The organism is Christensenella minuta (assembly GCF_003628755.1).
In the GTDB taxonomy this organism is placed as follows: domain Bacteria; phylum Bacillota; class Clostridia; order Christensenellales; family Christensenellaceae; genus Christensenella; species Christensenella minuta.
The window spans coordinates 2,637,527-2,663,344 of sequence record NZ_CP029256.1 but is presented as its reverse complement, the minus strand read 5'-3'; the positions used below and the strand labels follow the sequence as shown (position 1 = coordinate 2,663,344).

General features: G+C 52.6%; 34 protein-coding genes. 15 read left to right on the top strand and 19 right to left on the bottom strand.

Features of this window, described 5'->3' with window-relative positions; all coding sequences use genetic code 11:
• Positions 1–26: 26 nt before the first annotated feature.
• The 8 genes from B1H56_RS12725 to B1H56_RS15015 all read right to left on the bottom strand — a co-directional run bounded on the left by B1H56_RS12725 (position 27) and on the right by B1H56_RS15015 (position 2,159).
• Complete coding sequence (locus B1H56_RS12725; RefSeq protein WP_066521180.1) at positions 27–275, bottom strand: hypothetical protein; 249 nt, start codon at positions 273–275, stop codon at positions 27–29.
• Entirely contained in the window at positions 268–495 is a 228-nt protein-coding gene (locus B1H56_RS12720) for a hypothetical protein (protein ID WP_066521179.1), read from the bottom strand. Before B1H56_RS12720 ends, B1H56_RS12725 begins: the two co-directional genes overlap by 8 nt.
• Positions 492–677, bottom strand: a complete 186-nt coding sequence (locus B1H56_RS12715) for a hypothetical protein (RefSeq protein WP_066521177.1) — start codon at positions 675–677, stop codon at positions 492–494. The genes B1H56_RS12720 and B1H56_RS12715 overlap by 4 nt, the downstream gene beginning before the upstream one ends.
• A gap of 93 nt (positions 678–770) precedes the next feature.
• Positions 771–1,109 carry a hypothetical protein gene (locus B1H56_RS12710; protein ID WP_066521173.1) on the bottom strand — a complete coding sequence of 113 codons (339 nt, stop codon included), beginning with the start codon at positions 1,107–1,109 and terminating at the stop codon, positions 771–773.
• A complete protein-coding gene (locus B1H56_RS12705; protein ID WP_066521170.1) occupies positions 1,106–1,438 on the bottom strand; it encodes a hypothetical protein in 333 nt (110 codons plus the stop codon). The genes B1H56_RS12710 and B1H56_RS12705 overlap by 4 nt, the downstream gene beginning before the upstream one ends.
• A gap of 9 nt (positions 1,439–1,447) precedes the next feature.
• Positions 1,448–1,699 carry a helix-turn-helix domain-containing protein gene (locus B1H56_RS12700; RefSeq protein ID WP_066521167.1) on the bottom strand — a complete coding sequence of 84 codons (252 nt, stop codon included), beginning with the start codon at positions 1,697–1,699 and terminating at the stop codon, positions 1,448–1,450.
• Positions 1,699–1,920, bottom strand: coding sequence for a hypothetical protein (locus tag B1H56_RS12695; RefSeq protein ID WP_066521164.1), 222 nt, complete (start codon positions 1,918–1,920; stop codon positions 1,699–1,701). Before B1H56_RS12695 ends, B1H56_RS12700 begins: the two co-directional genes overlap by 1 nt.
• Before the next feature lie 113 nt (positions 1,921–2,033).
• The gene (locus tag B1H56_RS15015; RefSeq protein WP_278287972.1) at positions 2,034–2,159 is read right to left on the bottom strand and encodes a hypothetical protein; all 126 of its coding nucleotides are present in this window, start codon (positions 2,157–2,159) and stop codon (positions 2,034–2,036) included.
• Between the two features lie 191 nt (positions 2,160–2,350).
• Here B1H56_RS15015 and B1H56_RS12690 point away from each other — a divergent pair, with 191 nt between their 5' ends.
• From B1H56_RS12690 to B1H56_RS12665, 6 genes are all read left to right on the top strand, one after another.
• Entirely contained in the window at positions 2,351–2,704 is a 354-nt protein-coding gene (locus tag B1H56_RS12690; RefSeq protein WP_066521156.1) for a helix-turn-helix domain-containing protein, read from the top strand.
• Between the two features lie 36 nt (positions 2,705–2,740).
• A complete protein-coding gene (locus B1H56_RS12685; protein WP_066521154.1) occupies positions 2,741–2,956 on the top strand; it encodes an ImmA/IrrE family metallo-endopeptidase in 216 nt (71 codons plus the stop codon).
• Positions 2,957–3,006: 50 nt separating this feature from the next.
• Positions 3,007–3,546: a structural protein gene (locus tag B1H56_RS12680; RefSeq protein ID WP_066521152.1), complete on the top strand. Its 540-nt coding sequence runs from the start codon at positions 3,007–3,009 to the stop codon at positions 3,544–3,546.
• 61 nt (positions 3,547–3,607) lie between these two features.
• Complete coding sequence (locus B1H56_RS12675; protein WP_066521150.1) at positions 3,608–3,859, top strand: type II toxin-antitoxin system Phd/YefM family antitoxin; 252 nt, start codon at positions 3,608–3,610, stop codon at positions 3,857–3,859.
• 3 nt (positions 3,860–3,862) lie between these two features.
• Positions 3,863–4,123: a Txe/YoeB family addiction module toxin gene (locus B1H56_RS12670; protein WP_066521146.1), complete on the top strand. Its 261-nt coding sequence runs from the start codon at positions 3,863–3,865 to the stop codon at positions 4,121–4,123.
• Positions 4,120–5,376, top strand: coding sequence for a tyrosine-type recombinase/integrase (locus tag B1H56_RS12665; RefSeq protein WP_066521143.1), 1,257 nt, complete (start codon positions 4,120–4,122; stop codon positions 5,374–5,376). Before B1H56_RS12670 ends, B1H56_RS12665 begins: the two co-directional genes overlap by 4 nt.
• A gap of 207 nt (positions 5,377–5,583) precedes the next feature.
• On the opposite strand, the gene B1H56_RS14670 is transcribed toward B1H56_RS12665, so the two are convergent.
• From B1H56_RS14670 to B1H56_RS12620, 10 genes are all read right to left on the bottom strand, one after another.
• Positions 5,584–5,760: a hypothetical protein gene (locus B1H56_RS14670; RefSeq protein WP_156468701.1), complete on the bottom strand. Its 177-nt coding sequence runs from the start codon at positions 5,758–5,760 to the stop codon at positions 5,584–5,586.
• Between the two features lie 570 nt (positions 5,761–6,330).
• Complete coding sequence (gene pfkB, locus B1H56_RS12660; RefSeq protein WP_066521129.1) at positions 6,331–7,221, bottom strand: 1-phosphofructokinase; 891 nt, start codon at positions 7,219–7,221, stop codon at positions 6,331–6,333.
• Positions 7,218–8,030 (bottom strand): class B sortase, encoded by an 813-nt coding sequence (gene srtB / locus B1H56_RS12655; protein ID WP_066739797.1) that lies wholly within the window; start codon positions 8,028–8,030, stop codon positions 7,218–7,220. Before srtB ends, pfkB begins: the two co-directional genes overlap by 4 nt.
• Positions 8,031–8,037: 7 nt before the next feature.
• A complete protein-coding gene (locus B1H56_RS12650) occupies positions 8,038–8,457 on the bottom strand; it encodes a hypothetical protein (RefSeq protein ID WP_066521127.1) in 420 nt (139 codons plus the stop codon).
• Positions 8,458–8,470: 13 nt separating this feature from the next.
• Positions 8,471–9,208, bottom strand: a complete 738-nt coding sequence (locus B1H56_RS12645; protein ID WP_066521126.1) for a hypothetical protein — start codon at positions 9,206–9,208, stop codon at positions 8,471–8,473.
• A 10-nt stretch (positions 9,209–9,218) separates the two neighbouring features.
• Positions 9,219–10,475 (bottom strand): diaminopimelate decarboxylase, encoded by a 1,257-nt coding sequence (locus tag B1H56_RS12640; RefSeq protein ID WP_066521124.1) that lies wholly within the window; start codon positions 10,473–10,475, stop codon positions 9,219–9,221.
• A 24-nt stretch (positions 10,476–10,499) separates the two neighbouring features.
• Positions 10,500–11,273 carry a metallophosphoesterase gene (locus B1H56_RS12635; RefSeq protein WP_066521121.1) on the bottom strand — a complete coding sequence of 258 codons (774 nt, stop codon included), beginning with the start codon at positions 11,271–11,273 and terminating at the stop codon, positions 10,500–10,502.
• 463 nt (positions 11,274–11,736) lie between these two features.
• Positions 11,737–12,078 (bottom strand): TIGR04076 family protein, encoded by a 342-nt coding sequence (locus B1H56_RS12630; RefSeq protein ID WP_066521116.1) that lies wholly within the window; start codon positions 12,076–12,078, stop codon positions 11,737–11,739.
• Positions 12,079–12,124: 46 nt separating this feature from the next.
• Positions 12,125–12,919: a dihydropteroate synthase gene (locus B1H56_RS12625; RefSeq protein WP_066521114.1), complete on the bottom strand. Its 795-nt coding sequence runs from the start codon at positions 12,917–12,919 to the stop codon at positions 12,125–12,127.
• The gene (locus B1H56_RS12620) at positions 12,916–14,658 is read right to left on the bottom strand and encodes a bifunctional homocysteine S-methyltransferase/methylenetetrahydrofolate reductase (protein ID WP_066521112.1); all 1,743 of its coding nucleotides are present in this window, start codon (positions 14,656–14,658) and stop codon (positions 12,916–12,918) included. Before B1H56_RS12620 ends, B1H56_RS12625 begins: the two co-directional genes overlap by 4 nt.
• 164 nt (positions 14,659–14,822) lie before the next feature.
• On the opposite strand from B1H56_RS12620, the gene B1H56_RS12615 reads away from it, so the two are divergent.
• The 7 genes from B1H56_RS12615 (at position 14,823) to B1H56_RS12585 (ending at position 22,167) form a co-directional block, all read left to right on the top strand.
• Entirely contained in the window at positions 14,823–16,718 is a 1,896-nt protein-coding gene (locus B1H56_RS12615; protein WP_066521109.1) for a fructose-bisphosphatase class III, read from the top strand.
• 135 nt (positions 16,719–16,853) lie between these two features.
• Positions 16,854–17,648 carry a YdcF family protein gene (locus B1H56_RS12610; RefSeq protein WP_066521106.1) on the top strand — a complete coding sequence of 265 codons (795 nt, stop codon included), beginning with the start codon at positions 16,854–16,856 and terminating at the stop codon, positions 17,646–17,648.
• 318 nt (positions 17,649–17,966) lie between these two features.
• Positions 17,967–18,248 carry a FeoA family protein gene (locus B1H56_RS12605; RefSeq protein WP_066521101.1) on the top strand — a complete coding sequence of 94 codons (282 nt, stop codon included), beginning with the start codon at positions 17,967–17,969 and terminating at the stop codon, positions 18,246–18,248.
• Positions 18,245–20,242: a ferrous iron transport protein B gene (gene feoB, locus B1H56_RS12600; RefSeq protein ID WP_066521098.1), complete on the top strand. Its 1,998-nt coding sequence runs from the start codon at positions 18,245–18,247 to the stop codon at positions 20,240–20,242. Before B1H56_RS12605 ends, feoB begins: the two co-directional genes overlap by 4 nt.
• 6 nt (positions 20,243–20,248) lie before the next feature.
• The gene (locus tag B1H56_RS12595) at positions 20,249–20,413 is read left to right on the top strand and encodes a FeoB-associated Cys-rich membrane protein (RefSeq protein WP_082771078.1); all 165 of its coding nucleotides are present in this window, start codon (positions 20,249–20,251) and stop codon (positions 20,411–20,413) included.
• Between the two features lie 94 nt (positions 20,414–20,507).
• Positions 20,508–21,416 carry a DUF5996 family protein gene (locus B1H56_RS12590; protein WP_066521097.1) on the top strand — a complete coding sequence of 303 codons (909 nt, stop codon included), beginning with the start codon at positions 20,508–20,510 and terminating at the stop codon, positions 21,414–21,416.
• Between the two features lie 19 nt (positions 21,417–21,435).
• Entirely contained in the window at positions 21,436–22,167 is a 732-nt protein-coding gene (locus tag B1H56_RS12585; RefSeq protein WP_066521095.1) for an alpha/beta hydrolase, read from the top strand.
• Positions 22,168–22,375: 208 nt separating this feature from the next.
• Here B1H56_RS12585 and B1H56_RS12575 read toward each other — a convergent pair whose 3' ends face one another.
• The gene (locus B1H56_RS12575; RefSeq protein WP_242862010.1) at positions 22,376–23,062 is read right to left on the bottom strand and encodes a Crp/Fnr family transcriptional regulator; all 687 of its coding nucleotides are present in this window, start codon (positions 23,060–23,062) and stop codon (positions 22,376–22,378) included.
• Positions 23,063–23,238: 176 nt separating this feature from the next.
• On the opposite strand from B1H56_RS12575, the gene hcp reads away from it, so the two are divergent.
• Positions 23,239–24,789: a hydroxylamine reductase gene (hcp, locus tag B1H56_RS12570; protein ID WP_066521092.1), complete on the top strand. Its 1,551-nt coding sequence runs from the start codon at positions 23,239–23,241 to the stop codon at positions 24,787–24,789.
• 137 nt (positions 24,790–24,926) lie between these two features.
• Positions 24,927–25,397, top strand: a complete 471-nt coding sequence (locus tag B1H56_RS12565; protein WP_066521273.1) for a pyridoxamine 5'-phosphate oxidase family protein — start codon at positions 24,927–24,929, stop codon at positions 25,395–25,397.
• The last annotated feature ends 421 nt before the right edge of the window (positions 25,398–25,818 follow it).

Genomic DNA, 25,818 nt, shown 5'->3' with positions numbered 1-25,818 from the left:
TTTTATAAAACCGCCAGATGTCACAATTAATCCCTCTTTTTGTGCTCATTAAGCCATTTTTCTAAACGTGCAATTGTGGCGGGCACGTCCTCTATTACTTCGTAATACTCTGGATGTTCAATCCGGCGCTTTAAACAATTCCGTTGCCATTGATAATCCGTCATCATGGGGATATCTAAAAGCGGTATATTCGAAGCTACAACACCATCCGGCGACACTGCATCAAAGCGGCCGATTATTGGATATTCTTTCCCGCATATCTCGTATTTATTCATTTCGAGCCGCCTCCCTAGTCGAATGCACGCCCGCAGGCGGTGTTACGGGCAATCCAGCGCCGTTCATCGTCCCTGCCACAAACCCTCTTTTGTATGCATCTATTATCTCTGTATGCATCATTGCCAGAAGCACTCTTTCTGCTTTTGTCGTTTGCCTTCCTACGAATTTTTCATATTCATAGATCAGTTCTTCAAGCGTCATATCTTCATAATCTTTCACTTTGTACCGCCTTTCTCGTTTGTGATATTCTTGCGCTCTGCTTGTAAATGATTGGATATGCCATCTTTCAACACTTCCAACATTACTACTGTATTACTGACTATATCCTCTGCTGCGTAGATAGCCCCTTCGTAACATTTGGGATTATTTGGTGAATGATGTGCTGCATCGTGGACGGCCATCAATATGCTTGTTGCTTTTCAAGCGCTATTTTCTCCTGTTTAACAGAATCCATTATATTGAATAAATTAATCATCTTGCTTTTTCCTTTCCGCCTATGGTAAAATAGGCGTAGATAGAGTGTCTTTCTGAATTGATCGTTGTTGGCGCAGCGATCTTTTCTTTTGCCACTTAGATTTGATTTCATAGGGCATATGTCCGTAATATCCCGCGCGGAAACTCTTTTCCCCGATCTCGCCAAAGAATATTTCAGTTTCCTTGTCAGTAAGCATACGATCCTGTTCCTCTTTTTCGCGCATAACCTTCCTGAGCATTGAGTAGTATTGATCTACCGTTACCCTTGTACCATTTTTGAAGTACGGAAGGCCTTTTCTGCGTACATTTTTTCCAATCCAATACAACCACTGTATAAAATTCTTTTCTTCTCTTGTCATTGCTCGATCTCTCCTTCCCGATATTCGCATACAGCTTGAAGAAATCTTATATCCTTTTCACCCAGATATTGCGACGGCATGCCGTCTACCGACCAAAATATGTCTGATATGTAGTCGCATATTTCGTTGATGTAAGGGTCGGTTCCATGCTCCATGATGTCCTGGGCAAGTTTTCGATAATATCCTGCGTCCTCAAGTTCTCCAGCCTGCTCACAGTACTTTGCGTGCCCTTCAAATACAAAGACAATCTTCATTGCGACTTCCGGCAGTGCAAAATTCTTGAACCGCAATATTTCCGGTTTCTGAATGAACGGTACTACGTTTCCCATATCTGCCTCCTATATTTGCACAAAGCAAGACCTTTCCCCATCTTTAGGGAAGTACTTATGAAGCTCACTATGTGGAACCTTGAGCAGGTCAAGGACGGCATACGCTTCATCCATGCGCCATGAACTGCGCCCGTTAAATAGATCGCTGATATGAGATATTGAGCAAGTGTTGTTCAGAACATTGGCAATATGCTGCGCAATATCCTCTTGTGTAATGTCCTGATCGTACATTTTCAGTCTTAAAAGTTTGAATTTTTTCATTACCATTCCTCCATATCTCCGCCGATAGATTTTGCCATCATGTTAATTGCCTTTGTTAATCCTGTGAAAGCGCCCTGAAGTCCCCTCTGCATACCATTTATTGATGCAAAAGCATTGTCGTATGAACCATGCAGGGCATACATTTGCTTTGCGGTTCTTCTTGCCTTTAATCCCTTGATCCCGTAATTTCTTAATTCTGCTAGAAATTCTTTTTTAGTCATCTTTCTTTCTCCATTCTTTCATAAATTTTTTGTAGTGGTGGTTATTTTTGGTCTGCTTGCCCTTCAAGACGTTCCAGAGCTATGAGTATATTAGCCTTTGCTTTCTTGGTATCTCACTTTCCACCGAGAATCATCCCGAGATATTCAGGTGTATAACCCGCTTCTCGTGCAAGTTGCTTTTTCTGTATTTTTGCCATGTGCATACGCGCTACAACATCAGCCGTCCATGCTTGAATCATATCTTCCCCTCCTTTTTTAGAATAATAGTTGACTTCCATGAACTAATTCAATATAATAAATTGCAAGAATATAAACTTATACGCGATATTGGTTCATGTTCATTTACTTTTACACCATAATATTACATGTTTATGAACTTGTCAAGCGTATTAGGTAAATTTTTATGAACTTTTTTAAGGATGTGATCTGAGTGTTCTATGAGCGATTTGCTGAGCTTTGCAAAATTAAAGGAATTTCCCCTAGCAAGGCCGCATTTGAAATGGGTATAAGCAAGGCTAGTATTACGAATTGGAAGCAGAACGGTTATACCCCAAGGTCTGAAATATTGGAAAAAATCGCTGATTATTTTTCCGTATCAATAGATTATCTCTTGGGCCGAGAACCAAAAGAAACCGACGATGAAATGATACAACTATTACAGGATATCAAGGACAATCCAGATAAACGGATGCTTTTCTCCCTCTCACAAAAGGCAACTCCGGAAGATGTAAAAGTAATGGTAAAATTTTTAGAGGGAATTACCAAGTCTGACAATCACGAGTGATATAATATCCTTACTACAAAAAAGGAGATTGACGATATGGGGGATATTTACATCAGGGTGATCCCCTTTCCCACATACCAAGCAAAGGGCGTTGTGAAAGAGGATTGCGACGGGAATTATAATATTTATGTGAATTCTCTTTTAAGCAAAGAGCAGCAAATTGAAACTGCTCTGCACGAAATAAGACATATAAGTAAAAAGCATTTTTATCGCGACATTTCTATTGATTTTGCGGAGATGGAAGCGGTATAAAGAATACTTGTTAGTCCGCATTATTAAATAAAAAAAAGGATGGTGGAACAATGGCTACTGAAAAACAGCTTTTTTATGAAGCTAAGCGCGAACAAGAGCGAAAAGAATTTTTTGACCTAGCCGAAAAATGCAGACCTCTTATTATAAAAAAGAAGTATAAAAAACTGTATAAAATTATTTTTGAAAATCGGCAGGAGAAATGCAAGAAAAACAAAATACCGTTTCTTATGAGAAAAGAAATTAACAGCCATCAATGTGGCGCAATAGATATGCTGATGGCTGAAACGCATAGATTCACTGATGTGGACATTAAAATATATGCAATCGTGCGTTTTTTATCAGGTGCAACAACAGTAGATAGCGCTCAAATGCTATATCAAAAATATTTGTATACCGCACAATCCCTGATTTCATATAAAGGACTGTGTGACTTATATGAAATAATTGGAAATAATGATGATAAAACATGCGCTGCTTGCAAAAATCACATTGGAAAATCTTATTTAGTTAAAGACGCTAAAATAGGTATCAACACACCGCCGTTCTGTGATGAATGCCGGTGCTGTATTGCGTCAGTTGTAAACATCTAAATTTAAAAGCCCTCTTGACGTACGCTATCACGTACGCTATAATGATATTGAGGTGATAAACATGGAGGCGATCAATATTACAAAAGCACGGCAGAATTTATATAAGCTTGTGAAAGATACCAACGAATCCCACGCCCCAATCCAGATACTCGGCAAGGATGGAAACGCTGTTCTTCTCTCCGAGGACGATTGGAGGTCTATACAGGAGACTTTATACCTGTATTCTGTTCCTGGCCTTGTAGAGAGCATCAAGGAGAGCGAGAACGAGCCTGTAGAAGAAATGGTAAGCGCTGATGACCTCGATTGGGAGTAAACTATGTACGATGTGCAATTGACAAAACGAGCCTTCAAGGATTATGCAAAATTGAAACAGGCGGGTATACTGAAAAAGGCCGGAGAGCTAATTAATATTTTAAAGCAAAATCCCTTCCAGGCTCCCCCGCCTTACGAAAAGCTTGTAGGCGACTTGCAAGGCTATTACAGCCGTCGTATCAACGTACAGCATAGATTGGTCTACTCGGTGGATAAGGATGCTCAAATCGTCGTTATACGCAGCATGTGGACGCATTACGAATGATAAATAGAAAAGCCCCCTGCAGTGCGGTAACACCAAAAGGGGGCAAGCAGAATTTATTCCACCACTACGAGGAAGAGAACCCTGCCCTTTTATTTTACCATATGGGTGGGGTAAAATGGAAGGAGAAAATTATGGGAAAACGAGTAAATACAGCCGTTTGGTTCGAAAATCAAAAGCGCTGGCAAATCAAAGTTCAAAAGGGCGGTGTACGGCGTACATTCACATCTTCAACACCCGGACGAAAGGGCCTTCGCGAGGCAAACACCAAAGCGGATTTATGGCTTGATGACGGGGTTGACGGAAGTTCTAAAGTGTCTGTCATGAAGGAGCGCTATCTACAATATTTGAAAGACAGACATGTAAGCAAAGAGCACATTATCCAAAACGAAAAACACTTAAGACTCTATCTCATGCCCGTGATCGGTCGCAAACGTATAGGCGATGTCACAGAGGAGAATTTACAAGCTGTTCTAAACTATGCTCATACAATCGGCAACCACGGCAAAGGGCTTGCTTATAAAACACTTAAAACGACGCGCGGCGTTATACAGGCGTTTGTGAAATACTGTCGTATTGCCAAGACAACGAAATTGTTTCCCGAAAATCTGCTCATACCGAATGACGCGCACCAAAGCACAAGAAAAGCCCTCCAGCCCGACGACATAAAAAAGGTTTTTCGCAGTGACCAAACAACGTATCGGGGGAAAATACAGCATGACTGGTATATCCATGCGTATAGAATTGAAATAATTGTCGGATTTAGGCCGGGGGAACTGATAGGCTTGGATGTAAGCGACATTATTGGGAATCGCTGTACGCTCAAGCGTGCCGTAAACCGATTCGGTGAGACGACGCATGGCAAGAATAAAAATGCTATTCGTTCCTTTGAGATACCGGAAATTGGAATGCGGGAAATTAGAGCTCAGCGCAAAATGCTTCTTTCTGCCGGGATTCAAACAAACGTTCTTTTCCCAACGCCCGATGGAGAAAGACTAAATCAGCAACTTTACCGTCAATCCTGGAATCGGTATAAAGAGCACAACGGAATAGCCGATCGTACACCGTATGAGCTTCGGCACACTTTCTTTTCGGCAAATAAAGATATGCCCGAAGAGCTAATAAAACCGATTGGGGGTCATAGCAAATCATTTGACGGATTCTCGACATACAGCCATGAATTAGACGGAGATGCGCACCGTGCAGCCCAATGGATAGACAACACATTTGCACGCATTTTGGGTAGCGATCAATAACCCACATTGTAACCCACTTATACTATTAAATGGGGCTCAACCACTGCTTTTACGCTGATAGCGTATTGAGCAAACATTTACAGAATACGCACAGATATCGCTGATTCACGTGTGGATATCATAATGATGATAGCGCTTTAGGCTTCGGAAACGCCTGTTTTTTTTTGCTTCCGTAAAAAAAACAGGACTGCTTTGCGCGCGGACTTTTCAATCGATCAGCATGCGGTATAGCACGTCCGCCACCTCCCGCAGGAAATCCACCGCTTCCTCGTGCCCGGCCGCCGGAAGCGGCTGCCGGAAGCTCCATGCCTTTTGCACCTCGTCGATTTGAATCTTTGCCATCTGATACAGCAGCCATGCCCTGTCATATAAACTTCTTTCCATCACGCAGCCCCCTTTTATTAAATTGGAGGACTTTGCCATGATTTTGTTTCAAGCCCCGGCGCAGCGGGTATCTATCGGGTACATACCCCTGATTATGGGCGGCCAGCTGGCTGCCCTTTTTTTGCCGCCTCACGGCTGGCGGGAGCTTCTTTGAATAAACGCATCCTGTTTTGAACCGCTTTCCGGATTTTCCCATATATAATAAACCGCTATGAGGGACAAACACAGGCCTTTGACCGACAGCGGGCTGGAGCGGACGGAGGCATTGGCGGCCAGTTTACCGGACTCGATATGAGCTGCCTACCGGCGCGCCCTTAAAGGCTGCTGCGGATGCGCAGCAGGCGTTTGCTTGCAGGAGCCGCCATCGAATCGATCCGTGAGGCGCTGCGTGCGCCCGAAAACAAAATGAACTGTACGTATATTTTACAAAAATTTTACGCGATTCCCTCTTTTCATTTTACAAAATTTGTGTAAAATAGTGACTGTAAGATTATTTAGTTTTTTCATTTCCTCTTTTTTATAAAATAAGGCCCATCCCCTTGAGGGATGGGCCTTATGCATTCGTTTACGTTATATGGTTCCAAGAAGCGCATAAACCTCCGCGCGCGTAGCGAGCTCTTCCGAAAAGGCGCTCGCGCTGCCTGCGGCCACGCCCATGCGGAACGCATATTCGAGGCTTTTTCCCGCTTCGCAGCCCGCAAGAAAACCTGCGACTAAGGAATCCCCGGCACCAGTGGAGCCGCGTACCGTTCCCTTGGGCGCAGCGCAGCGGTAGAGCCTGCCGTCCTGCCCCGCCATGAGAGCTCCCTCGCCCGCCATCGAGACGAGGACGTTTTGCGCGCCCTTCTGCCGCAGCTTCACGGCACAGTCTGCGATCTCTTCTTCCGTGTGCAGCTCCTTGCCGAACAGTTCCCCCAGCTCGTGGTGGTTGGGCTTTATCAGGAACGGCCTGTATTTGAGCACCGAGACAAGCGCGTCCCCCGTGGTATCTACCACGCAGCGCGCTCCGCTTGCGCGCGCAAGCACCTGTTCGTACGTATCCTGCGGGAGTCCGGCGGGCAGGCTGCCCGCAAGCACAATGGTATCTTCTGCCGTGAGGCCGTCAAGTTTCCTGAAAAACGGCTCCAGCGTGCCGATCTGCGGACCGGGCGCATTGAGATCGCTTTCCTCATCCGCAACCAGCTTGACGTTGATGCGCGACATGCCGTGCCCCAGCCGTACGAAATCCGTCCGGCAGCCGTGCTCTGCCAGTAGCCGTTCGATCTCCCGGCCTGTAAAGCCCGCGACGAACCCGAGCGCAACGCTCTTGACCCCGAGGTTGTGCAGCACCCACGACACGTTGATCCCCTTGCCGCCGCACAATATTTTCGCAGCGCGTACCCGGTTTACCCCGCCCACACTGAGCCCGTCCATATACATGATATAATCGAGCGCCGGATTGAATGTGACAGTATAGATCATACGTCCTCCTGCTGCTCCAGTACAGCCTGCACGATATAGCGGTTTTCATCCTGCCCGCGCACGCATGTCGAGAGAGTGATGATCCGGTCCTGCGCAGTAAGCTCCATATTGAAAGACGATGCGGACCGGTTTTTCATTTTCGCCAGGTAGCTTTCAAACGCTGCGCCGTCCGCAAAGCTTATGGTATACGCTTCGTCCATATCGCCTACGACGCCGGATCCAAAGATATCATATACCTGTACCGCGCCGCCGGGCAGGTAGAGGTACACGTATTTATTTTCCCGGAAAAAATCTTCATCCTCAAATTTATGCAAATCTGCAAACATGGACCCATCGTTCATACGGTGGCCGTAAACGATGGTGTTTTGATCCGTGAAATCCGGATGGTTCCTGTAGTCGAGAAAAATGGCCCCGGCGCGGTTTTGTTCCCTGTTGGCGCTATGGGAAATATAATAATCGTTATCCTCCGCGATGACAACCGGATAGTCGATCGCCGTATTCGGGATATAGATCCATCCGACAATCTCTTCGTTGACCGCGCGCAACGCATCGAAATCGATCTTGCGGGCGCGCGGGTCCGCCGCCTGGGAAGGCTCCGCCGTGCCTTCCGCCACCTGCTTGAGGTCTTTATAGGTCTGCTCGTTGGCCATATCCTCGCCCTTGATGCCGATGATATTCCACAGCGCAAAAACGAGCACCGCAGCCGCGGCCGCTATGATGATCCACGAGACTATTTTTGAGCCGCCCTTTTTCGGCGCCCTTTTCCCGCCGGGTTCCTCCCCGACCTTTCTTCCGCGATTTTCTTCCATACAATAATTACCCGTTTTGTTTTTCCATATCCTTCAGCAGCTTTTTATTATATGTGCTGAACTCGTCCTTATATTCCTCCATGCTGCGGAAATATTTTTCCCGTTCGCGCCGCGCTCTGTTGTCGTCCATTTTTCCGGTCTTCTCCCGCAGGTGCAGGTAGCTGCGCTGGAGGAAAAGGTTGAGATCGTTCTGGAAATTTGTTTCGACCTGATTTAGGTTCCGCGAGGGCATATTGCCCTTGAACACCCCATATTTCTCGTAATTGGTAAGCTCGCGCAGCCTTTGCTCAAGCCCATGATAATTCTCAAAAAATACCTTGGCTGTGACAGCCTCGTTCGCGATCCGCGAGCATTCGTTTGCTTCCCGGAGAAGGCGTTTGACCGTGCCTATTTGCTCCTCCGTAATCTTTTTCCGGAATAGTCCCATGATCTTTCCCCTTTCATACCGGCACGGAATAGCGCGGAAGCGTATCCCCCGTTTTATCATACGCAAGGCCCACCGTGTAGACTCCGCCCCGCTCCAAAAGCAGCCACGCAGTCATGACGTTGCCGCCGACCCGGTTCCACGAATAGCGGAAAGCCGCGACCCGTCCGTGAAGCAGGGCGTCGGTTATATCCGTCTCGTCGAATTCGCCCGCGGAGTACAGCCCGTCCAGCGTTCCGCTGCCGCTGACCGCCCATTCATGGGAAGCCGCGCGACCGTATTTCCCCAGCAATGTTTCGTACAGTTTTTTATATTCCTTCAGCACCTGCCCGGGAGTGACGGCGGCCGTATCCGCCGTGTAGCTGTATATCACCGCGTCGTTGACCCCGCCGATGTTGAAGCCGAGGGCAACGGTCCCGTCCCTGCCCATAAAGGGCGTATCCTTTATATAAAAGCCGCCCTCTGAAAGGGAGTAGCTTCCTTCCACGTCGCTGATCCGCGGCGCACGGCGCGAACCGAGAAGCCCTTCCGTATCGATCATTTCGTCAAAAAAAGCCAAGCTTTCCCGATCCGTTCCTTCCGCCGCTGTCTCTGGGAGCATCGTGTTCCCGGCGGGCAGGTCCGGCAGGGCGAGAGACCCGGACGCGGTTTCGCTTCCTCCAAGCACCGCAAGCGCCGCATCCCGTACCAATCCGCACGAAACACAGAGGAACAGCGATACGATCATCAAGATGGCAGTCACGGCTTTTTTCATAGTCCTCCCGTTACCCGAACAGCTTCAGGAAATCGAGCGTCGCAAAATAGTCCTCCGGCGTTTCCGCGCGGCGGATAAGCTCGAAGCTGCCGTCTTCTTTCAGCAATATCTCCGCGCTCCGGAGCTTTCCGTTATAGTTATAACCCATAGAGAAGCCGTGCGCGCCCGTATCGTGCAGCACCAGCAGGTCTCCTTTGTCGATTTTGGGCAGCATGCGGTCGACCGCAAATTTATCGTTGTTTTCACACAGTCCGCCCGTTACATCGTATTTATGGTCGCAGGGCGCGTCTTCCTTGCCCATGACCGTGATGTGGTGGTATGCCCCGTACATAGCGGGGCGCATGAGGTTGGCCGCACATGCGTCCACCCCGATGTAATCCTTATAGGTATGCTTTTCATGCACGGCGCGCGTTACAAGGCAGCCGTACGGCCCCAGCATAAAACGCCCAAGCTCCGTGAACACAGCGGCATCGCCCATGCCCGCAGGCACCAGCACTTTCCGGAACGCTTCCTCGACCCCCGCGCCCACCTTGAGGATGTCGACGGGCTTGCCGTCCGGCGTGTAGGGAATGCCCACACCGCCCGAAAGGTTGACAAAGCGGATATCCGCGCCCGTTTCATCCCGCAGTTTTACCGCAAGCCCGAACAAAATCCGCGCCAGTTCGGGATAGTATTCTTCAGTTTGGGTATTGCTCGCCAGGAACGCATGGATGCCGAAGCGCTTCGCGCCGAGCCGCCTGAGTTCCCGGTAGGCCTCCGCCATCTGGTCGTACGTCATGCCGTATTTGGCCTCGCCCGGGTTATCCATGATGCCGTTGGCGGTACGGAACGTCCCACCCGGGTTATAGCGGCAGCAGATGGTTTCCGGGATGCCCGCGACCTCGTTTAAAAACGCCACATGCGTGAGGTCGTCGAGGTTAATGATCGCGCCGAGCTTCTTTGCCAGCCTGAAATCCTCCGGAGGCGTATCGTTGGAGGAGAACATGATGTCTGCTCCATGAAAGCCGCATGCATCCGAAAGCATCAGCTCGGTATAGGAGGAGCAGTCCACCCCGCACCCTTCCTCTTTGAGAATTTTCATCAGGACCGGATTGGGCGTCGCCTTGACCGCAAAATATTCGCGGAAGCCTTTGTTCCACGAGAACGCCTTATTCATGCGCCGCGCGTTTTCCCGGATGCCCTTTTCATCGTAGAGGTGAAAGGGCGTAGGATATTTTGCCGCGATTTCCTCCAGTTTTTCTTTTGTGACAAACGGTCTCTTTTCCATGCTGAATCCCTCTTACTCCAAACTTTATTGCAACCCGCCCGGGTCTGGCTCGATATACACCGCTACCAATTCCGGCGGATTGTTGATCCTGATTTTCGGATAGCCGCTTGCCCCGAGACCGCGGCTGATAATCATTGTGGTCGCGCCGTCCGTGAATTCGCCCTGCACATATTTAGGCAGAAAGCCCTGTCCATTCATGGCGATCGTCCCGATCTTCGGGAAGCGTATCTGCCCGGCATGGGTATGCCCGGAAAGCACGAGGTCAATATTTTTGCGGAGGTAAAGCGGATAATATTCCGGACGGTGCGCAAGAAAAATATTAAAGCCCGTGCGCTCCCCCTCGAACACGCTTACCGATTCCAGTACGTCCACATGATCGAACGAGACATCGTCCATCCCCGAGAGGTTGACCTCGCTTTTCCCCACGGCGACATGAGCCATATCGCCCGTGTGCAGCACCCTGACGCCGTGCTCTTCCATGATTCGCTCGACACGCCCGTCAAAATTGCGTTCGTGGTTGCCCGTCACGAAATAGGTGGGGGCAATGCCGGCGAGGGCGCGCGCAAAGCGCCGCGTATAGACAGCGTCGATCTCTTTCTGGTTCCCGTGCGCCACCATATCGCCCGTAACGGCGATGAGGTCCGGCGTGAGGTCCGCCACTTTTTCAAACAGCTGGCCGTTATCCTGCCCGAATTCCTTCTCGTGGAGGTCCGACAGGTGGGCCACTACGATTCCGTTTTCCACTTTATCACTTAAAATCCCATAGGGGACCGTTACAACCGTATTGTTATTGAACATTGTTACTCCTTTGCCTTAGAGTTCAATTATAGTATAAAAACGGCGCGGATTCAACAGAATACCGCTGAATCGCGCCCTTTCAGACGTTAATATTTTGTGAATGAGCACCAAGTGGGCAGCGGACCTGTCCTTACGACGTTAAGGCCCTGTTTTTCAGCGTAACAAACCGTATCTTCCGCTTCTCCGCCCGGCAAGCGATCATACACGGCGATGAGGCGGGAGGAATCATGAAACGGCTGTGCGCGGGCAAGGCAGCGGCCCGCATAGTCCCGCCCGAGTAGAATCTGCCTGTCCGCGCGGGAGAGGATGCTTTCGCGGCGCGGTCTATACCGCCGGCATGGTTCCCCTCCTGCTGATGGGAGCCGTATCAGCCGCGGTCTCTATCCGCATGGCGGCGTGACGGACGCCTCAAAAAAAGCATTCCCGCCGGGCGGCGGGAATGCTGCGTACGCTGTTTGGGGATTTATACCGGTTCGTAATCGATTTGCGATTCTTCGTCCGTGGCCTCGATCTTGAAGATTACCGGACGCAGGCCGTCGTTGCAGCTGCAAATGGCGACGCCCGGTTTTCTGATCCAGTCTCCATAATAGAAAAGGCCGCCGCCCGCGCCGTGGGAAAGCGCGAACACATACTGGTAAACGGCCTTCCACGCCTCATCGCAAAAACCTTCGGGCTTTGCATAATCCGCATAAAACACCTGCCCCTCACGAAGCATGGGACAGGCCTTAAGGCCCTTCGCGCCATATTCACGCGCCAGTTCCTCGTCGAATGTTTTTTTCAGGACCGTAATTTTACATTTGTTCATTGTTTGTCACTTCCTTTCCGGCCGCGTTCCGCCGGCCGGAGCTTTTTTATTGCTCCGTTTCCCGGTAGGCGTTGAGGTATTCCATACAATATTCATCCTGCCCGAAAAGCATTTCAGCGGCTCTGAGATGAAGCTTCATCGAGGGATTCGTGATATCCATAATGGCCGCATCCACGCCCCGCGCCATTGCGCAGGCAAGGAACGTCTCGTTGATGACCCCGCGCCTGGGGAGGCCAAAGGACACATTGGAAAGCCCCACGAGCAAATGCACATCCGGGAATTCCCCGCGCAGGGCCTGCGCGGCCTCAAGCGCTTTTTGGGGCGCATCCCAGCCTGTCGCGGCTGCTTCCACCACGATATCGATATAGATATCCTGATCCGCGGAGCCGTTTTCGCGCAGGATGGCGATCAGCTTGCGCGCATTTTCCACACGTCTTTCCGCCGTCTTCGGGATACCGTCGCCGTCGATCGGCATCCCGACGATAGCCGTTTTGAATTCCCGCACGAGCGGAAGCACACCGGAAAGGCGGTCTTCTTCGAGCGTTACGGAATTAATGGCCGCATTTTCCAGTTCTACGTTTTCGAACAGGTAACGCAGCGCCCCAGGGCTTGTGGAATCCGCCATGAGAGCGCATCCTGGCGCTGCTTTGAGGGCAAGCCCCGCCGCCCATACCAGCATTTCCTTTTCGTCGCCGCACATCCCCGTATTAAGGTCGAGGTACCGCGCGCCCGCTTCCCCCTGCCGCCGTGCGAGGTCCGTGATAAAATCCTCGTTTTTTTCGTTCAATCCCTGAAGGGTGGAAGGGATCGAACTGTTGAGTTTTTCTCCGATTATAATCATGCTTTCAGCTCCTTTACAATACGGCACACGATATCCGCGCGCCGGAGCGGCGTAATGACGTAATAGCCATCCGCCGTATCTTCTACCATCTCGACGGAGGAAAGCGCCGTTTCCACCGCGATATCCGCCGCCTGTTCCCGGTCCGCATGCCTGAACCGTTCGCACAGGTCTGCCGGAATCTCTATGCCCGCAAGCTCGTTGTTGATGAAGCAGGCGTTTTTATAGCTTACGACGGGCATGACGCCCGCCCACAGCTCGGATGAAAGCTCCCGCTTCGCCCGCGCGAGGTTTTCCGCCGCGCGCTGCTCGTACACCGGCTGTGTGAGAAAGCAGGTGACGCCCGCCTTTTCTTTTTTATGCGCTTTTTTAAGTTCCGCATCAAAATTTGCCGCGTTTACATTGAGCGCGCCCATGATGCGGAAGGGCTTGCCCGCAAACACCGTGCGGTTGAGGTCGCGGATAAAATCCGCATAGAGCACGGAATTGAACTGGAACACGCTTTTGATCTCTCCGCGGCGGTTATTGGGAATGGGATCGCCCGTTACTACAAGCACATTGCGCACCCCTTGCAGGGAAAGGCCGAGAAGGAGCGCTTTGGAAGCGTTGAGGTTCCTGTCCCGGCAGGTGAGATGCGGAAGAGTCTCGATCCCGTATTGGCTTTTCAGCATAGCGGCGAGCATACTGCTGTCCGCACGGGCGCGCCCGACCGGACAGTCGGCCACTGTGATATAGTCTGCTCCCGCCGCTTTGATTTCCTGTGCCGCTTCCACAAAAAACGTACCGTCCGCATCGAGCGGGGAATCAAGTTCCACCGCCACTGGCTTGCCCCGGAAGGTCCGCGGGGCTTCTTCCCCGCAGGTGATATGGACTTTCGCTTTCGCACCTGCCGCGGCGGGGGTATGGTCCGCCTGTGCAAGGGCCTCTTTTGCCGCGCGTATATGCGCAGGGGTGGTCCCGCAGCACCCGCCGAGGATGCGCGCGCCCGCCTGCCGGCTTTTCCGCAGCTGGCCCGCGAAATAAGCCGGCGTGCTTTTGAATACGGTGCGGCCTCCCTCCATCGTAGGATAGCCCGCATTCGGCATGATAGAGACCGTCCGTCCGTAGAAATTCGTCGTTTTTGCGATGTGGGCCATGTGCATAGGCCCGCAGGTACAGTTAAAACCGTATGCGTCGATCGCGTATACGTCTTTCATCATATCGATCGCGCCCTGCGCGGAAATTCCGCTTTGGGTATATCCGTCCGGCGCGACCGTGCATTCGCAGATCACGTAGGCGTCCGGACAGCGTTCCTTTACATACCGGGCCGCACGGACCAGGACCGAGGGATCGGCAAAGGTCTCAAACAAAAAGCAATCCACGCCGTTCGCGAGGAAACGGTCTATGGCCTGCCGCCGCTCGCTGTCGCAGCGCTTCTGGTCGTCGTGGAGGATGGGGCCCATGCTGGCAAAGACCAGCGTATCTTCCTCCGCCGCTTCCCGCGCGCACGCGCAGCCCGCATCGATGATGCGCAGCACCGTTTCGAGGTCTTCGCCGAGCGAAAACGTGTTCGCGCTGAACGTATTCGTTTTGATGGCGCGCGCCCCTGCCGCGATATATTCCCGGTGGGCGGCAACGACACGCTCCGGATGCCTGATGTTGTTCAGTTCGCACCGGTTGACGCCGCCCTCGTATTTTTCTTCGAGGTAAGTGCCCATCGCTCCGTCGAACAGCAAATAATCATTATTTTGAAACAGGTCCATTGTTCACTCCTTCTTACATCTACGCCATTATATCATAATTTTACCGCAATAATTTGATAAAATTCATTCCTATTTCACAAATTTTAGGTTAAACTATACTATAGTTGTGAATACTTGGAATAAAATCACATCAAAACACCTGATTCGAGGAAAAAAGTAAAACCATGTCGAAACCGGACGTCAAATATTTGGAGCTTTTATCGCAGAAATATCCCACGGTGCAGGCGGCTTGCACGGAGATCATCAACCTCAACGCAATCCTCAACCTTCCAAAGGGCACGGAGCATTTCGTGAGCGATATCCACGGCGAGGACGAAGCCTTCTGCCACATTCTGAACAATGCGTCGGGCGTGATCCGCGAGAAGGTGGACCGCCTGTTTGAGAAGACGCTGTCTACCCGGGAGCGCACCGAGCTGTGTACGCTGATCTATTATCCCGACCGCAAGCTGGAGGAGCTGCGCAGGGAGATCGACGACGAATGGTACCAGATCACGCTGTACCGCATGATCGAGGTGTGCCGGCTGTGCGCCTCCAAGTATACGCGGTCCAAGGTGAGGAAGGCGCTGCCCAAGGATTTTGAGTACATTATCGATGAGCTTTTGCATACCTCGGCGGACGACAAAGACAAGCAGGGCTATTACGAGCATATTATTTCCACCATCACGGATATCGGCCGGGCGGACGCGTTTATCATTGCGCTCGCGTCCGTCATCAAGCGCCTTGTGGTGGACCATTTGCATGTGGTGGGCGATGTGTTTGACCGGGGACCGCACGCGGACGTGATCCTAGACAAGCTGATGGCGCACCACGCGGTAGATATCCAGTGGGGCAACCACGACATTCTGTGGATGGGCGCAGCCGCCGGAAGCGGAGCGTGCATTGCGTGCGTGCTCAACATCAGCACCAAATATTCCAACATTGATTTTGTAGAAACGGCTTACGGCATCAACCTGCGGCCGCTCGCCCTGTTCGCGCAGGAAACTTATACGGACGACACCGACCTTCTCGACCACATGCACAAGGCCATTGCCGTTATCCAGTTCAAGCTGGAAGGGCAGGTGGTCATGCGGCACCCGGAATACGGCATGGAGGACCGGCTGCTGCTGGATAAGATCGACTTTTCGGATATGACTGTGACGCTGGGCGGCACAAAATACAGGCTCAACGACCATGACTTCCCCACCGTGGACCCGGAGCATCCTTACGACCTTACGCCGGGGGAAGCGGACGTGGTGGCGCAGCTGATTTACTCGTTCACGCAGAGCGAGAAGCTCCAGCGGCATATAAAATTCCTCTTTTCGCAGGGCAGCCTTTACCTGACATTCAACGGGAACCTGCTGTTCCACGGGTGCATTCCCATGACGGAGGACGGCGCGTTTTACGAATTTGACACCGGGGAACGGAAGCTTTCCGGCAAGGCGCTGATGGATTATTCGGACGCGCTCGCCCGGCAGGGATATTATGCCAAGGAAGGGACGGCGGCGCGGCAGTATGGCAGGGATTTCCTGTGGTATTTATGGTGCGGCAGGCGTTCGCCGCTGTTTGGGCGTTCGAAGATCGCCACTTTCGAGCGCATGTTCATTGACGACAAGGCGGCATGGCAGGAGGAAAAAGACCCCTATTACAGGTTTATCGAGGATCCGGAAATGTGCGGGAAAATCCTTGCGGAATTCGGGCTTACGGGGCAATACTCGCACATTGTGAACGGGCATGTACCCGTACGCGCGCGCGAGGGCGAGCTTCCCGTGCGCGGCGGCGGCAAGGCCATCGTGATCGACGGCGGGTTCTGCCGGGCGTACCAGGAACAGACGGGCATCGCGGGATATACGATGTTTTATAACTCCTACGGTATCCGCCTCGTTTCCCATGAGCCGTTTCCCGGGCTTTCGGACGCGGTGAAGAGCAACAAGGACATCCTTTCCACTTACGTGGTGTTCGATACGGCGCAGGCGCGCATCACGGTGGGCGAAACGGACGTCGGGCGCGCGCTCCAGCGGGATATCGACGACCTTACCGCGCTTCTTACCGCATACCGCGAGGGTATCGTGAAGGAAAAATAGAAACCGCTTTGGGGCGGCCCCTCCCGCCCTGTTTTTGATTATGAAGCTTCCGTGAAGATACGCCGCAGCCGGTTGACATCTTTTTTGCGGCCTTGTATCATAACAAAAAACGAAGCACGGAAAAAAGGCGGGTTTATGGAAAAGAAAAAAAAGGCATTGAAGCTGCTGCGCGTCATACTGCTGGTCCTCGGGCTGCTGCTCACGGCGTATTCCTGCGTGCTGCTCAGCATCAACAACTTCAACCTCGGCAACATATTGCCCGGCCTTCTCGGGCTGCCGCTCCTTATTTACGGGATTTTTGCGCCTTGGCTGAACGCGTGGTTTTCGCACGGCATCGGCAAGGCAGTTAAGTGGGTCTTTATCATCGGCTATTTATTCCTCATCGGCGTTTTTACCGTATCCGGCATTATGATGGGGACGGCGGCAAATGCCGTCCCGCCCGAAAACGCGGACGCGGTGCTGGTGCTCGGCGCGGCTTTGAAGGGCAAAGAGCCTTCGGACACGCTCGCGCGAAGGCTCGATACGGCGATAGAATATGCGCAGCGCAACCCGGAGGCGGTTATTGTGGCGAGCGGCGGGCAGGGCCCGCAGGAGGATATCCCCGAAGCGCACGCCATGCGGGACTACCTCGTCAGTCACGGGATCGGCGAAAGCCGCATCCTAGTAGAGGACCAGTCGCGCAGCACGCACCAGAATTTCACCAATTCCAAAAAAATACTCGACGAACGGTTCGGAGAGGGAAATTATTCGACTGTGTTCGTGACCAACGATTACCACATCCTGCGCGGATACCTCAACGCGCAGTCCGTAGGGATGACGGACGTGCACGGCCTTGCGTGGCGGACGCTGGTCTACACCGCCCCGCCCTCTTATATGCGCGAATCGCTCGCGCTGCTCGCGACGTACGTATTTGGGGCGGATGTGACGTGACGGCGGCCTGTTTTTATAGTGGGCACTTTTTATCCCCCTCCCAAGCGCCCGGAGGCGGCGTGAGTGACGGACCCGTTTTTTTCCCTGTCCTTTTCTTTGAATCCTTTCCCGCAGAAAAGCGAAAAACGCCGGCCCCGCTATCTCAACAAAAAAGCAGCGCCGTTTTTTTGTGAAAATTCTTGTCCCGATTGACAACGACCGGGTTTTCCAGTACCATTAGAAACAGAAGAACGGTAGGAGTTTCGAGGAAATGGGGCCTCAAAACTCCTCTTTTACGGATTGGCATTAGCTGCGGCTAATGCCGGGAGGTCGACCCAAATGAATACACTAGATCAATTGAAGCCCGGCGAGTCTGGCGTGATACGCGCGGTGGGCGGGCGGGGTGCGCTTCGGCGCCGCCTGCTTGAAATGGGACTTACGCCCGGGACGTGCGTAATGGTCCAAAAAATGGCGCCGTCCGGCGATCCGATCGAAATTCATATCCGCGGATACCAGCTTACGCTCAGGAAGGACGACGCGGCCGAAATCGAAATACTGACCGGGGACGCGGCGCAGGAATGCACGCGGTGCCGCCGCCGCAGGGGAGGCCGCACCGCATGAGTATCCTGATTGCGCTTGCCGGAAACCAGAATTGCGGCAAAACTACATTATTCAACCAGCTCACGGGCTCAAGCCAGCATGTGGGCAATTTCCCCGGCGTTACAGTGGAGCACAAGGAGGGCCGGATCAAGGGCGAAAAGGACATGTCTGTCGTGGACCTGCCCGGCATCTATTCCCTGTCCCCCTACACGCCCGAAGAGATCGTTTCGCGCGATTTTATCATCAAGCAGAATCCCGACGCGATCCTCAACATCGTGGACGCGACGAACCTGCAGCGCAACCTGTACCTGACGCTGCAGCTGATCGAGCTTGGCCACCCGATGGTTATCGCCCTCAACATGATGGACGAGGTGCGCGCGAGCGGTATTGCCATTGACATCAAAAAATTAAGCGGGGAACTCGGCGTGCCCGTCGTGCCAATCTCTGCCGCCAAAAACCAGGGCGTGGAAGAACTGGTGGAGGAGCTGCGGCGCGTAATCAAGGCGCGGCAGCTGCCAAAGCGGACAGACTTCTGCGAGGGCGAGGTGCACAAGGCGCTGCACGCCGCCAAGCACCTGATCGAGGACCACGCCGCCGCCGCGGGATATCCCGCACGGTTTGCGGCATCCAAGCTGATTGAGGGCGACGCGCCCCTTGAAGAGGTGCTTGAGCTCGACGAATCGGATAAAGATATTTTGCAGCACATCATCGACCAGATGGAGGAAGGCACGGGCACGGACCGCGAGGCGGCCCTTGCCGATATGCGCTACCAGTTCATCGAGCAACTGTACGACGACTGCGTCAGCCAAAAAAGCGGCACGCGCGAGATGCAGCGTTCCATAAAAATCGATAAAATCCTTACCCATAAAATCTGGGCGATCCCGATTTTCGTTGGAATTATGGCGTTCATTTTTTACCTGACGTTCGGGCCTATCGGCGGCTTTTTATCGGGCGCATTCGAGGAGGGGATCGCTTTTGTGACGGACGCGGCGGACGCGGCGCTTACGGGGGCGGGCGTTTCCCTGTGGATGCACTCCTTTATCATCGACGGAGTGTTTACGGGCGTCGGTACGGTGCTTTCGTTCCTGCCCGTGATCGTGATCCTGTTTTTCTTTCTCTCGATCCTCGAGGATTCGGGATATATGGCGCGCGTCGCCTTTGTGATGGATAGTTCCCTGCGGAAAATCGGCCTTTCGGGGCGCTCTTTCGTGCCTATGCTGATCGGTTTCGGGTGCAGCGTTCCGGCGATTATGTCGGCACGGACGCTGGCGAGCGACCGGGACAGGAAGCTCACCATCCTGATTACGCCGTTCATGTCATGCGGGGCCAAGGTGCCCATTTACGCGCTGTTTACCGCGGCGTTTTTTACGCAGAACCAAGCGTTGGTGATGATCTCGCTTTACCTGCTTGGGATCGTGGTCGCTATTTTGACCGGCTTATTGTTTAAAAAGACGCTTTTCAAGGGCAATCCCGTGCCGTTTGTGCTCGAGCTGCCCGCCTACCGCCTGCCCTCCCCAAAAAGCGTGCTGCTGCACATGTGGGAGAAGGCCAAGGATTTTCTGGTGCGCGCGTTCACCATCATTTTCCTCGCGAGCATCGTCATTTGGTTTTTGCAGTCGTTTGACTTCCAATTCAATTTTGTCACGGACAATAGCCAGAGCATCCTCGCGGACATCGGACGGGCGATCGCCCCGGTGTTTGCGCCGCTCGGCTTCGGCAGCTGGCAGGCCGGGACAGCGCTTATTACCGGTTTAACCGCCAAGGAAACGGTTATAAGTACATTGTCGGTGCTGACCGGAGGCGAACAGGTGCTGACAACGCTTTTCACGCCGCTTTCCGCATACTCGTTCCTGTCGTTTGTCTTGTTGTACATGCCGTGTATCGCGGCGGTCGCAACGACAAAGCGCGAGCTGGGCGGAAAAAACGCGGTGCTTACGATCATTTACCAGACTCTTGCGGCCTGGGTGGTCGCGTTCATTATTTTCCAGGCCGGCTCGCTATTTCTAGGCGGATGATGGAATATGACCGATGTTATTTTAATGATCGCGGTTTTGGCTGCGGCTGCCGCTGCCATTACGTATATCGTGAAAAAGCGGAAAAAGGGCGAGTGCGTCGGCTGCAGCGAATGCAACCGCAGCCGGAGCGGCTGTGCAAATTGTCCGCATGCGGACAAAAAGAAATCCTGACCGGCCTGTGCGGAACGCAGGCAGTAATCGGGCCGAAAGGCATGTGCTGCGGCGATAAGCCTCCGGAGCAATCGAATTCAGGAGGTTTTTTATTATGGAAAAAGTAATCAATTACAATGAATGGACGCAGACGGCGTATACCCTGCACATGATCGCGCAGATGATGGGCAAGGTGAAGCTTGTGCGGATGCCCGCGCAGCCCGAATGGGGGCATGTGGTTCTGCACCTTACCCCGCAGGGACTGACGACCGGCCTTATCCCCCACGGCGAGCGCAGCTTTGCAATCGCGCTCAACCTCGATACTTCCACCGTATTCGCGCAGACTATTTCCGGCGATACGGCCGGTTTTTCGCTGCGCAACAACACGTCCGTAAGCGAATATTACAACGACTTCAAAAAAATGCTGGGGACGCTGATGTGCGATACGGTCATCAACGAGGTCCCGCAGGAGATGGGAACAAAGGTCCCGTTTTACGACGATACCGATAAAAGGGATTACGACGGCTGTGCCGCCCGGGATTTTTTCCAGATGTATGTGTACGCGCATAACGCGCTTCTCGATTTCACATCGCCCTTCCGCGGGAAAAAGCTGCTCCCCTCGTTTTTCTGGGGCACGTTCGACGTTTCGGCGATCCTTTTTTCCGGCAAACCGAGCCCTTACCCGGGCAGCGGCGTGATCGAGGCGAACGGATTTGACGAACAGTTTATGGAGTTCGGTTTTTGGGCCGGGGACGACACCCTCGCAGCCCCTTCGTTCTTTATCATGCCCTATCCCTTTATCAAGGACGATATGGCCGCGCAGGGCGTTGCGCCGGATAAGGCGATCTGGAGCCCGCAGAAAATGGAATATTTCTTCACGCTCGAGGACGCGCTTTCCTATCCCGACCCCACGGCTGCGGTCCGCGAATTTTTCCGCAACGCGTTTGACAAGGTGACCAGACACGAGAATTGGGAATGTATCGACTGGTTTACGCAGCCGCTTACCATCCCTTCGTGGAAATAAGGTGTTCCACAGAGGTTTTATGAAAAAGAAACGTCTTCTGAAAATCATTATTATTGTGACCGTGACCGTGATCGCCGCCGCGATGTTTATTTACCTGCTGACCGGAAACCACGCGGCGGCGGACGAAGCCCTGTGGGCGCTTTCAGGTACGGACGGCGTAACCGTAACGGATACCGGAAGCGAAATCACCTTTACGCCCGCTGAAAATCCGCAAAGCACCGGCTTTATCTTCTACCCGGGCGGCAAGGTGGATGCGGAGGCCTATGCGCAGCTTGCGCACGGGCTGGCGGACGGGGGCGTCCTCTCCGTGATCGTAAAGATGCCGTTTGACCTTGCGGTATTTAACAGCGGGGGCGCAGAAGGAGTGATCGGCGCGCATCCGGAGATCAAAACCTGGATTATCGGCGGACATTCGCTCGGCGGTGTGATGGCGGCGGATTACGCCGCGAAGGACGACCGTATTTCGGGCGTGGTGTTCCTCGCCGCGTATCCCAATTCCGACCTTTCCGCAAGCGGCCTGCGGGCGCTTTCCCTTACGGCTTCGGCCGACGGCGTATTGAACCGGGAAAAATATGAAGCGGCTCTTTCCTCTTTTCCCCGCGATACCGTTTTCTATGAAATCGAAGGCGGCAACCACGCGGGTTTTGGCAGCTATGGAGCGCAGGACGGAGACGGTGAGGCGGCGGTCTTTCCCGAAGAGCAGCAGGAAATCGCCGTACGGCAAATCATGGAGTGGATGCAAGGAAAATAAGCTCCGCCAAATGACACAGGGGATCTTGCGGAAGCGGTAGGTAGAAATGCCGCATTCACAGGATATGCAGAGGCGCCTAATATCAACAAAGCTATTTCTCTTGATACATTATTTGATATTGCAAGCGTATTAAAAATCCCACCTCATAAATCTTTGATGTTTGATGATGAATAAAATAATTGTAGGTTTACGGTGGTTTTTATTTGATTCAGCTCTTCCTTATTGTTTCAAAATCAAGTATCTTAAAGCTGTTTTTCCAATAATCGATGACGCCCTCCCGCTTCATGCGCGAGAGCTCGCGCGACATGGCGCTGCGGTCTACGCCGAGGTAATCGGCAAGTTCCGCGCGGTCGAGCGCAATCAGGAACGGGTTGCTTTTTTGCCTGCCGTATTCAGAAAGCAGGTAGGCCTCAAGCTTTTCTTTTGTCGTGCGGCGGCTCATGAATTCGATCTTACGGTTGAGCTCGATATTCTTGAGGGCAAGCATCCGCGTAAGGCGGCGGATCAGCCTGCTGTGGAACCCGCAGGCGCTGCTGCACACGGTGAGAAGTTTTTCCGCGCTTAAAAAAAGCACCGCGCTGTCCGCCCCCGCGCGCACGGCTACCGGGCTTCTGGGAATGCCCGCACAGGCGAACGCCTCTCCAAACACACCGCCCGGCGGGATCGCCGCAATGATGCTGCGCATACCAAACCAATCCTCGCGGATGACCTGCGCCTGTCCGCACAGCACGATGCCGAAGCTTTGGGCCTTTGCTCCCACATTCCAGATCATATCATTTTTGGGATATTGCCTGACCGTATATCCGAGGCATGAAAGCATGGACCGGAGTTCCGCTTCATCCGTTCCCTCAAACAATTCATTTTTTTGCAGGATTTCAAAATATTGTTCCATCATCTTTTCCTTTTTGTTGCATTTGCAACATCTCATTTCCACATATTGTACTATTCTTGTTTATACCAGGCAAGAGTTGTTTATCAAATGGTTAACTTTTACTGCAAAGCAACTCGGCAAAATTATGAATGGCATGGCGGTTTCGCTGCATGGCGAACTGCAATAAGGAGGATGCAGGAATGGAAATGTTTTGTTTTCAATGTGAACAGACCGCGAACGGGTCCGGCTGCACACGCGGCGGGGTCTGCGGCAAAAAGGTAGACACGGCGCTTTTGCAGGATAAGCTTACCTCAAGACTGGTGGAGCTTTCCTGCGCTGCGGAGGGGAAACCACACGACGCCGAAACGGACAATTTTATTGTGGACAGCCTGTTTACGACCATAACGAACGTAAACTTCGACGACACGGATATCGAGGCGCTATGCAGCCGCGGCGACGTGCTGATCCGCAAATACGGCGGGAGCTGCCTGTTTTCGGCGGAGGACGTATGGCACGCAGACGAGGATGTACGCAGTCTTGAATCGCTGCTGTTGTTCGGCATGCGCGGCATGGCGGCGTACGCGCATCACGCACGTGTCCTCGGCAAGGAGGACCCGGATGTAAACGCATTTTTTTACAAGGGACTTGCCTCCCTCGCGAAAGACCTCGCGATGGACGAACGGCTTGCCCTCGTGATGGAATGCGGACAGGTGAACCTCAAGTGCATGGCGCTTTTAAACGACGCGAACGTGGGCGCATACGGGAAGCCCGAACCTACGCCCGTTTCTACGGATATCGAGGCGGGACCGTTCATCATCGTCACGGGGCATGATCTGCGCGACTTAAAGCTGCTGCTCGAGCAGACGGAGGGCAAGGGCGTAAACATCTATACGCACGGTGAAATGCTGCCCGCGCACGCATACCCGGAGCTGAAAAGGTATGCGCACCTCAAGGGCAACTTCGGCACGGCGTGGCAGAATCAGAAAAAGGAATTCGCGGACGTGCCCGCACCCATCCTGTTTACTACAAACTGCCTGATGCCGCCGACGCCTTCTTATTCCGACCGCGTATTCACGACCTCTGTGGTAGGCTATCCCGGCATGGCGCATATCGATGGAAAAAAAGATTTCACGCCTGTAATCGAAAAAGCGCTTGCGCTCGGCGGCTATGCGGAAAAACGCGAGATGAGCGGCTTAAACGGCGGGCATGTGCTGACACCCGGTTTCGGCGTAGACACCGTGCTTTCCATTGCGGATCAGGTAATAGACGCGGTCAAAACTGGAAAAATCAAGCATTTCTTCCTCGTGGGCGGCTGCGACGGCGCGAAGCCCGGCCGGAATTATTACACCGATTTCGTCAAACAGACACCGGAAGATTCTGTGATCCTTACGCTGGCCTGCGGAAAATACCGGTTCAACGACCTCGATCTCGGCACGGTGGCGGGGCTGCCGCGCATTATGGATATGGGACAGTGCAACGACGCATATTCCGCTATCCAGGTGGCGATCGCCCTCGCGCAGGCATTTGGCTGCGGCGTGAACGACCTGCCGCTTTCCATGGTGCTTTCGTGGTATGAACAAAAGGCGGTATGCATTTTGCTGACCCTGCTTTCACTGGGTATCAAGAACATCTATCTCGGGCCTACGCTGCCCGCATTCGTATCGCCGAACGTATTGAATATCCTCGTGGAAAAATTCAACATCAGCCCGATCTCGACGCCGGGGGAAGACCTGAAAAAGATTCTCGGGTAAAAAACGACGTTCCGGTCCACCTGAGCCTTAAACCGGGAAAGCCCCGCGGGGTTTCCCGGTTTTTAAGCTTTGGCGGCAGCAAAAATTTTTATGGTATACTGGTTAAAAAGCAAAGGGCGGAAAAAACGATGCGTGAAATGAGACGAAAAGAACGTGCGATGACGGAAGAAGAAGCGCGCAGGGTGCTCGACGCCTGCGAATACGCGGTGCTTTCGATGGCGGACCCGGACGGGAAGCCCTACGCGGTGCCCATATCGCCCGCCACCGTGGGGAATACGGTCTATTTCCACTGCGCACCAGCAGGCTATAAGCTCGAATGTATGGAGCACGAGCCGGATGTCTGCCTCGTATGCGCGGGCGGCGTCGTGCCGATCCCCGAGCAGTTTTCTACGGCGTACCAAAGCGTTGTCGCTTTCGGGCGGGCGGAACCCGTGACGGACGACACGGAAAAAATCCATGCCCTGCGCCTTATTTGCGAGAAATATGCGCCGAGCAACATGGGAGGCTTTGACGAAGCTATCCGCAACTCACTCGCGCGCACCGGTATCGTGAAGATCAAGCTGCGGGAGATCAGCGGCAAGCAAAAGAAGCTGCGGGAAAAAAAGTAACGGGAAAGCCCTGCCGGAAGGCAGGGCTTCCGCTTTTCCAGGATTCACAGATTGTTCATACTTTTGTTGCTTAAGATTCATATTTTTCGTTTAATGTATAAATAACGCTTCGGCGATCAAATAAATCGGCTTGGAGGTACAAGCCAATGGGTAGTTTTTAGGAGTCCCTGATACATTGTATCGGGGACTTCGCCTTTATTCCGCCGCGGCGGCGCCCGGTCTTTACGGTTTACTAAAATCGCTTCACACCCGGTTCATGAAACCCGGTTATTCTAAAAAATCAACTAAGCCTTATACGAAATTGCCGTATGTACTGAGCCAGTTAAAAGACCGGCCGCCCTGCCGTCCGAAAGCGGCAGGGCAATTTTTAAGTTAACCGTTCCCTCACCGTAAAAAATCTTTGCACAAACTTAATACGCAA

Bases quoted from the DNA above. Each gene is read 5' to 3' on its own strand.
- B1H56_RS12680 (WP_066521152.1), top strand. From the start codon at position 3,007: ATGGCTACTGAAAAACAGCTTTTTTATGAAGCTAAGCGCGAACAAGAG.
- B1H56_RS12635 (WP_066521121.1), bottom strand. From the start codon at position 11,273: ATGTTCAATAACAATACGGTTGTAACGGTCCCCTATGGGATTTTAAGT.
- B1H56_RS15015 (WP_278287972.1), bottom strand. From the start codon at position 2,159: ATGATTCAAGCATGGACGGCTGATGTTGTAGCGCGTATGCACATGGCA.
- B1H56_RS12590 (WP_066521097.1), top strand. From the start codon at position 20,508: ATGGAAAAAGTAATCAATTACAATGAATGGACGCAGACGGCGTATACC.
- B1H56_RS12700 (WP_066521167.1), bottom strand. From the start codon at position 1,699: ATGAAAAAATTCAAACTTTTAAGACTGAAAATGTACGATCAGGACATT.
- B1H56_RS12605 (WP_066521101.1), top strand. From the start codon at position 17,967: ATGAATACACTAGATCAATTGAAGCCCGGCGAGTCTGGCGTGATACGC.
- B1H56_RS12670 (WP_066521146.1), top strand. From the start codon at position 3,863: ATGTACGATGTGCAATTGACAAAACGAGCCTTCAAGGATTATGCAAAA.
- B1H56_RS12615 (WP_066521109.1), top strand. From the start codon at position 14,823: ATGTCGAAACCGGACGTCAAATATTTGGAGCTTTTATCGCAGAAATAT.
- B1H56_RS12575 (WP_242862010.1), bottom strand. From the start codon at position 23,062: ATGATGGAACAATATTTTGAAATCCTGCAAAAAAATGAATTGTTTGAG.
- B1H56_RS12675 (WP_066521150.1), top strand. From the start codon at position 3,608: ATGGAGGCGATCAATATTACAAAAGCACGGCAGAATTTATATAAGCTT.
- B1H56_RS12630 (WP_066521116.1), bottom strand. From the start codon at position 12,078: ATGAACAAATGTAAAATTACGGTCCTGAAAAAAACATTCGACGAGGAA.
- B1H56_RS12685 (WP_066521154.1), top strand. From the start codon at position 2,741: ATGGGGGATATTTACATCAGGGTGATCCCCTTTCCCACATACCAAGCA.
- srtB (WP_066739797.1), bottom strand. From the start codon at position 8,030: ATGGAAGAAAATCGCGGAAGAAAGGTCGGGGAGGAACCCGGCGGGAAA.
- feoB (WP_066521098.1), top strand. From the start codon at position 18,245: ATGAGTATCCTGATTGCGCTTGCCGGAAACCAGAATTGCGGCAAAACT.
- B1H56_RS12595 (WP_082771078.1), top strand. From the start codon at position 20,249: ATGACCGATGTTATTTTAATGATCGCGGTTTTGGCTGCGGCTGCCGCT.
- B1H56_RS12565 (WP_066521273.1), top strand. From the start codon at position 24,927: ATGAGACGAAAAGAACGTGCGATGACGGAAGAAGAAGCGCGCAGGGTG.
- B1H56_RS12705 (WP_066521170.1), bottom strand. From the start codon at position 1,438: ATGGGAAACGTAGTACCGTTCATTCAGAAACCGGAAATATTGCGGTTC.
- B1H56_RS12725 (WP_066521180.1), bottom strand. From the start codon at position 275: ATGAATAAATACGAGATATGCGGGAAAGAATATCCAATAATCGGCCGC.
- B1H56_RS12710 (WP_066521173.1), bottom strand. From the start codon at position 1,109: ATGACAAGAGAAGAAAAGAATTTTATACAGTGGTTGTATTGGATTGGA.
- hcp (WP_066521092.1), top strand. From the start codon at position 23,239: ATGGAAATGTTTTGTTTTCAATGTGAACAGACCGCGAACGGGTCCGGC.
- pfkB (WP_066521129.1), bottom strand. From the start codon at position 7,221: ATGATCTATACTGTCACATTCAATCCGGCGCTCGATTATATCATGTAT.
- B1H56_RS12645 (WP_066521126.1), bottom strand. From the start codon at position 9,208: ATGAAAAAAGCCGTGACTGCCATCTTGATGATCGTATCGCTGTTCCTC.
- B1H56_RS12715 (WP_066521177.1), bottom strand. From the start codon at position 677: ATGGCCGTCCACGATGCAGCACATCATTCACCAAATAATCCCAAATGT.
- B1H56_RS12620 (WP_066521112.1), bottom strand. From the start codon at position 14,658: ATGGACCTGTTTCAAAATAATGATTATTTGCTGTTCGACGGAGCGATG.
- B1H56_RS12665 (WP_066521143.1), top strand. From the start codon at position 4,120: ATGATAAATAGAAAAGCCCCCTGCAGTGCGGTAACACCAAAAGGGGGC.
- B1H56_RS12585 (WP_066521095.1), top strand. From the start codon at position 21,436: ATGAAAAAGAAACGTCTTCTGAAAATCATTATTATTGTGACCGTGACC.
- B1H56_RS12695 (WP_066521164.1), bottom strand. From the start codon at position 1,920: ATGACTAAAAAAGAATTTCTAGCAGAATTAAGAAATTACGGGATCAAG.
- B1H56_RS12650 (WP_066521127.1), bottom strand. From the start codon at position 8,457: ATGGGACTATTCCGGAAAAAGATTACGGAGGAGCAAATAGGCACGGTC.
- B1H56_RS12640 (WP_066521124.1), bottom strand. From the start codon at position 10,475: ATGGAAAAGAGACCGTTTGTCACAAAAGAAAAACTGGAGGAAATCGCG.
- B1H56_RS12610 (WP_066521106.1), top strand. From the start codon at position 16,854: ATGGAAAAGAAAAAAAAGGCATTGAAGCTGCTGCGCGTCATACTGCTG.
- B1H56_RS12625 (WP_066521114.1), bottom strand. From the start codon at position 12,919: ATGATTATAATCGGAGAAAAACTCAACAGTTCGATCCCTTCCACCCTT.
- B1H56_RS14670 (WP_156468701.1), bottom strand. From the start codon at position 5,760: ATGGAAAGAAGTTTATATGACAGGGCATGGCTGCTGTATCAGATGGCA.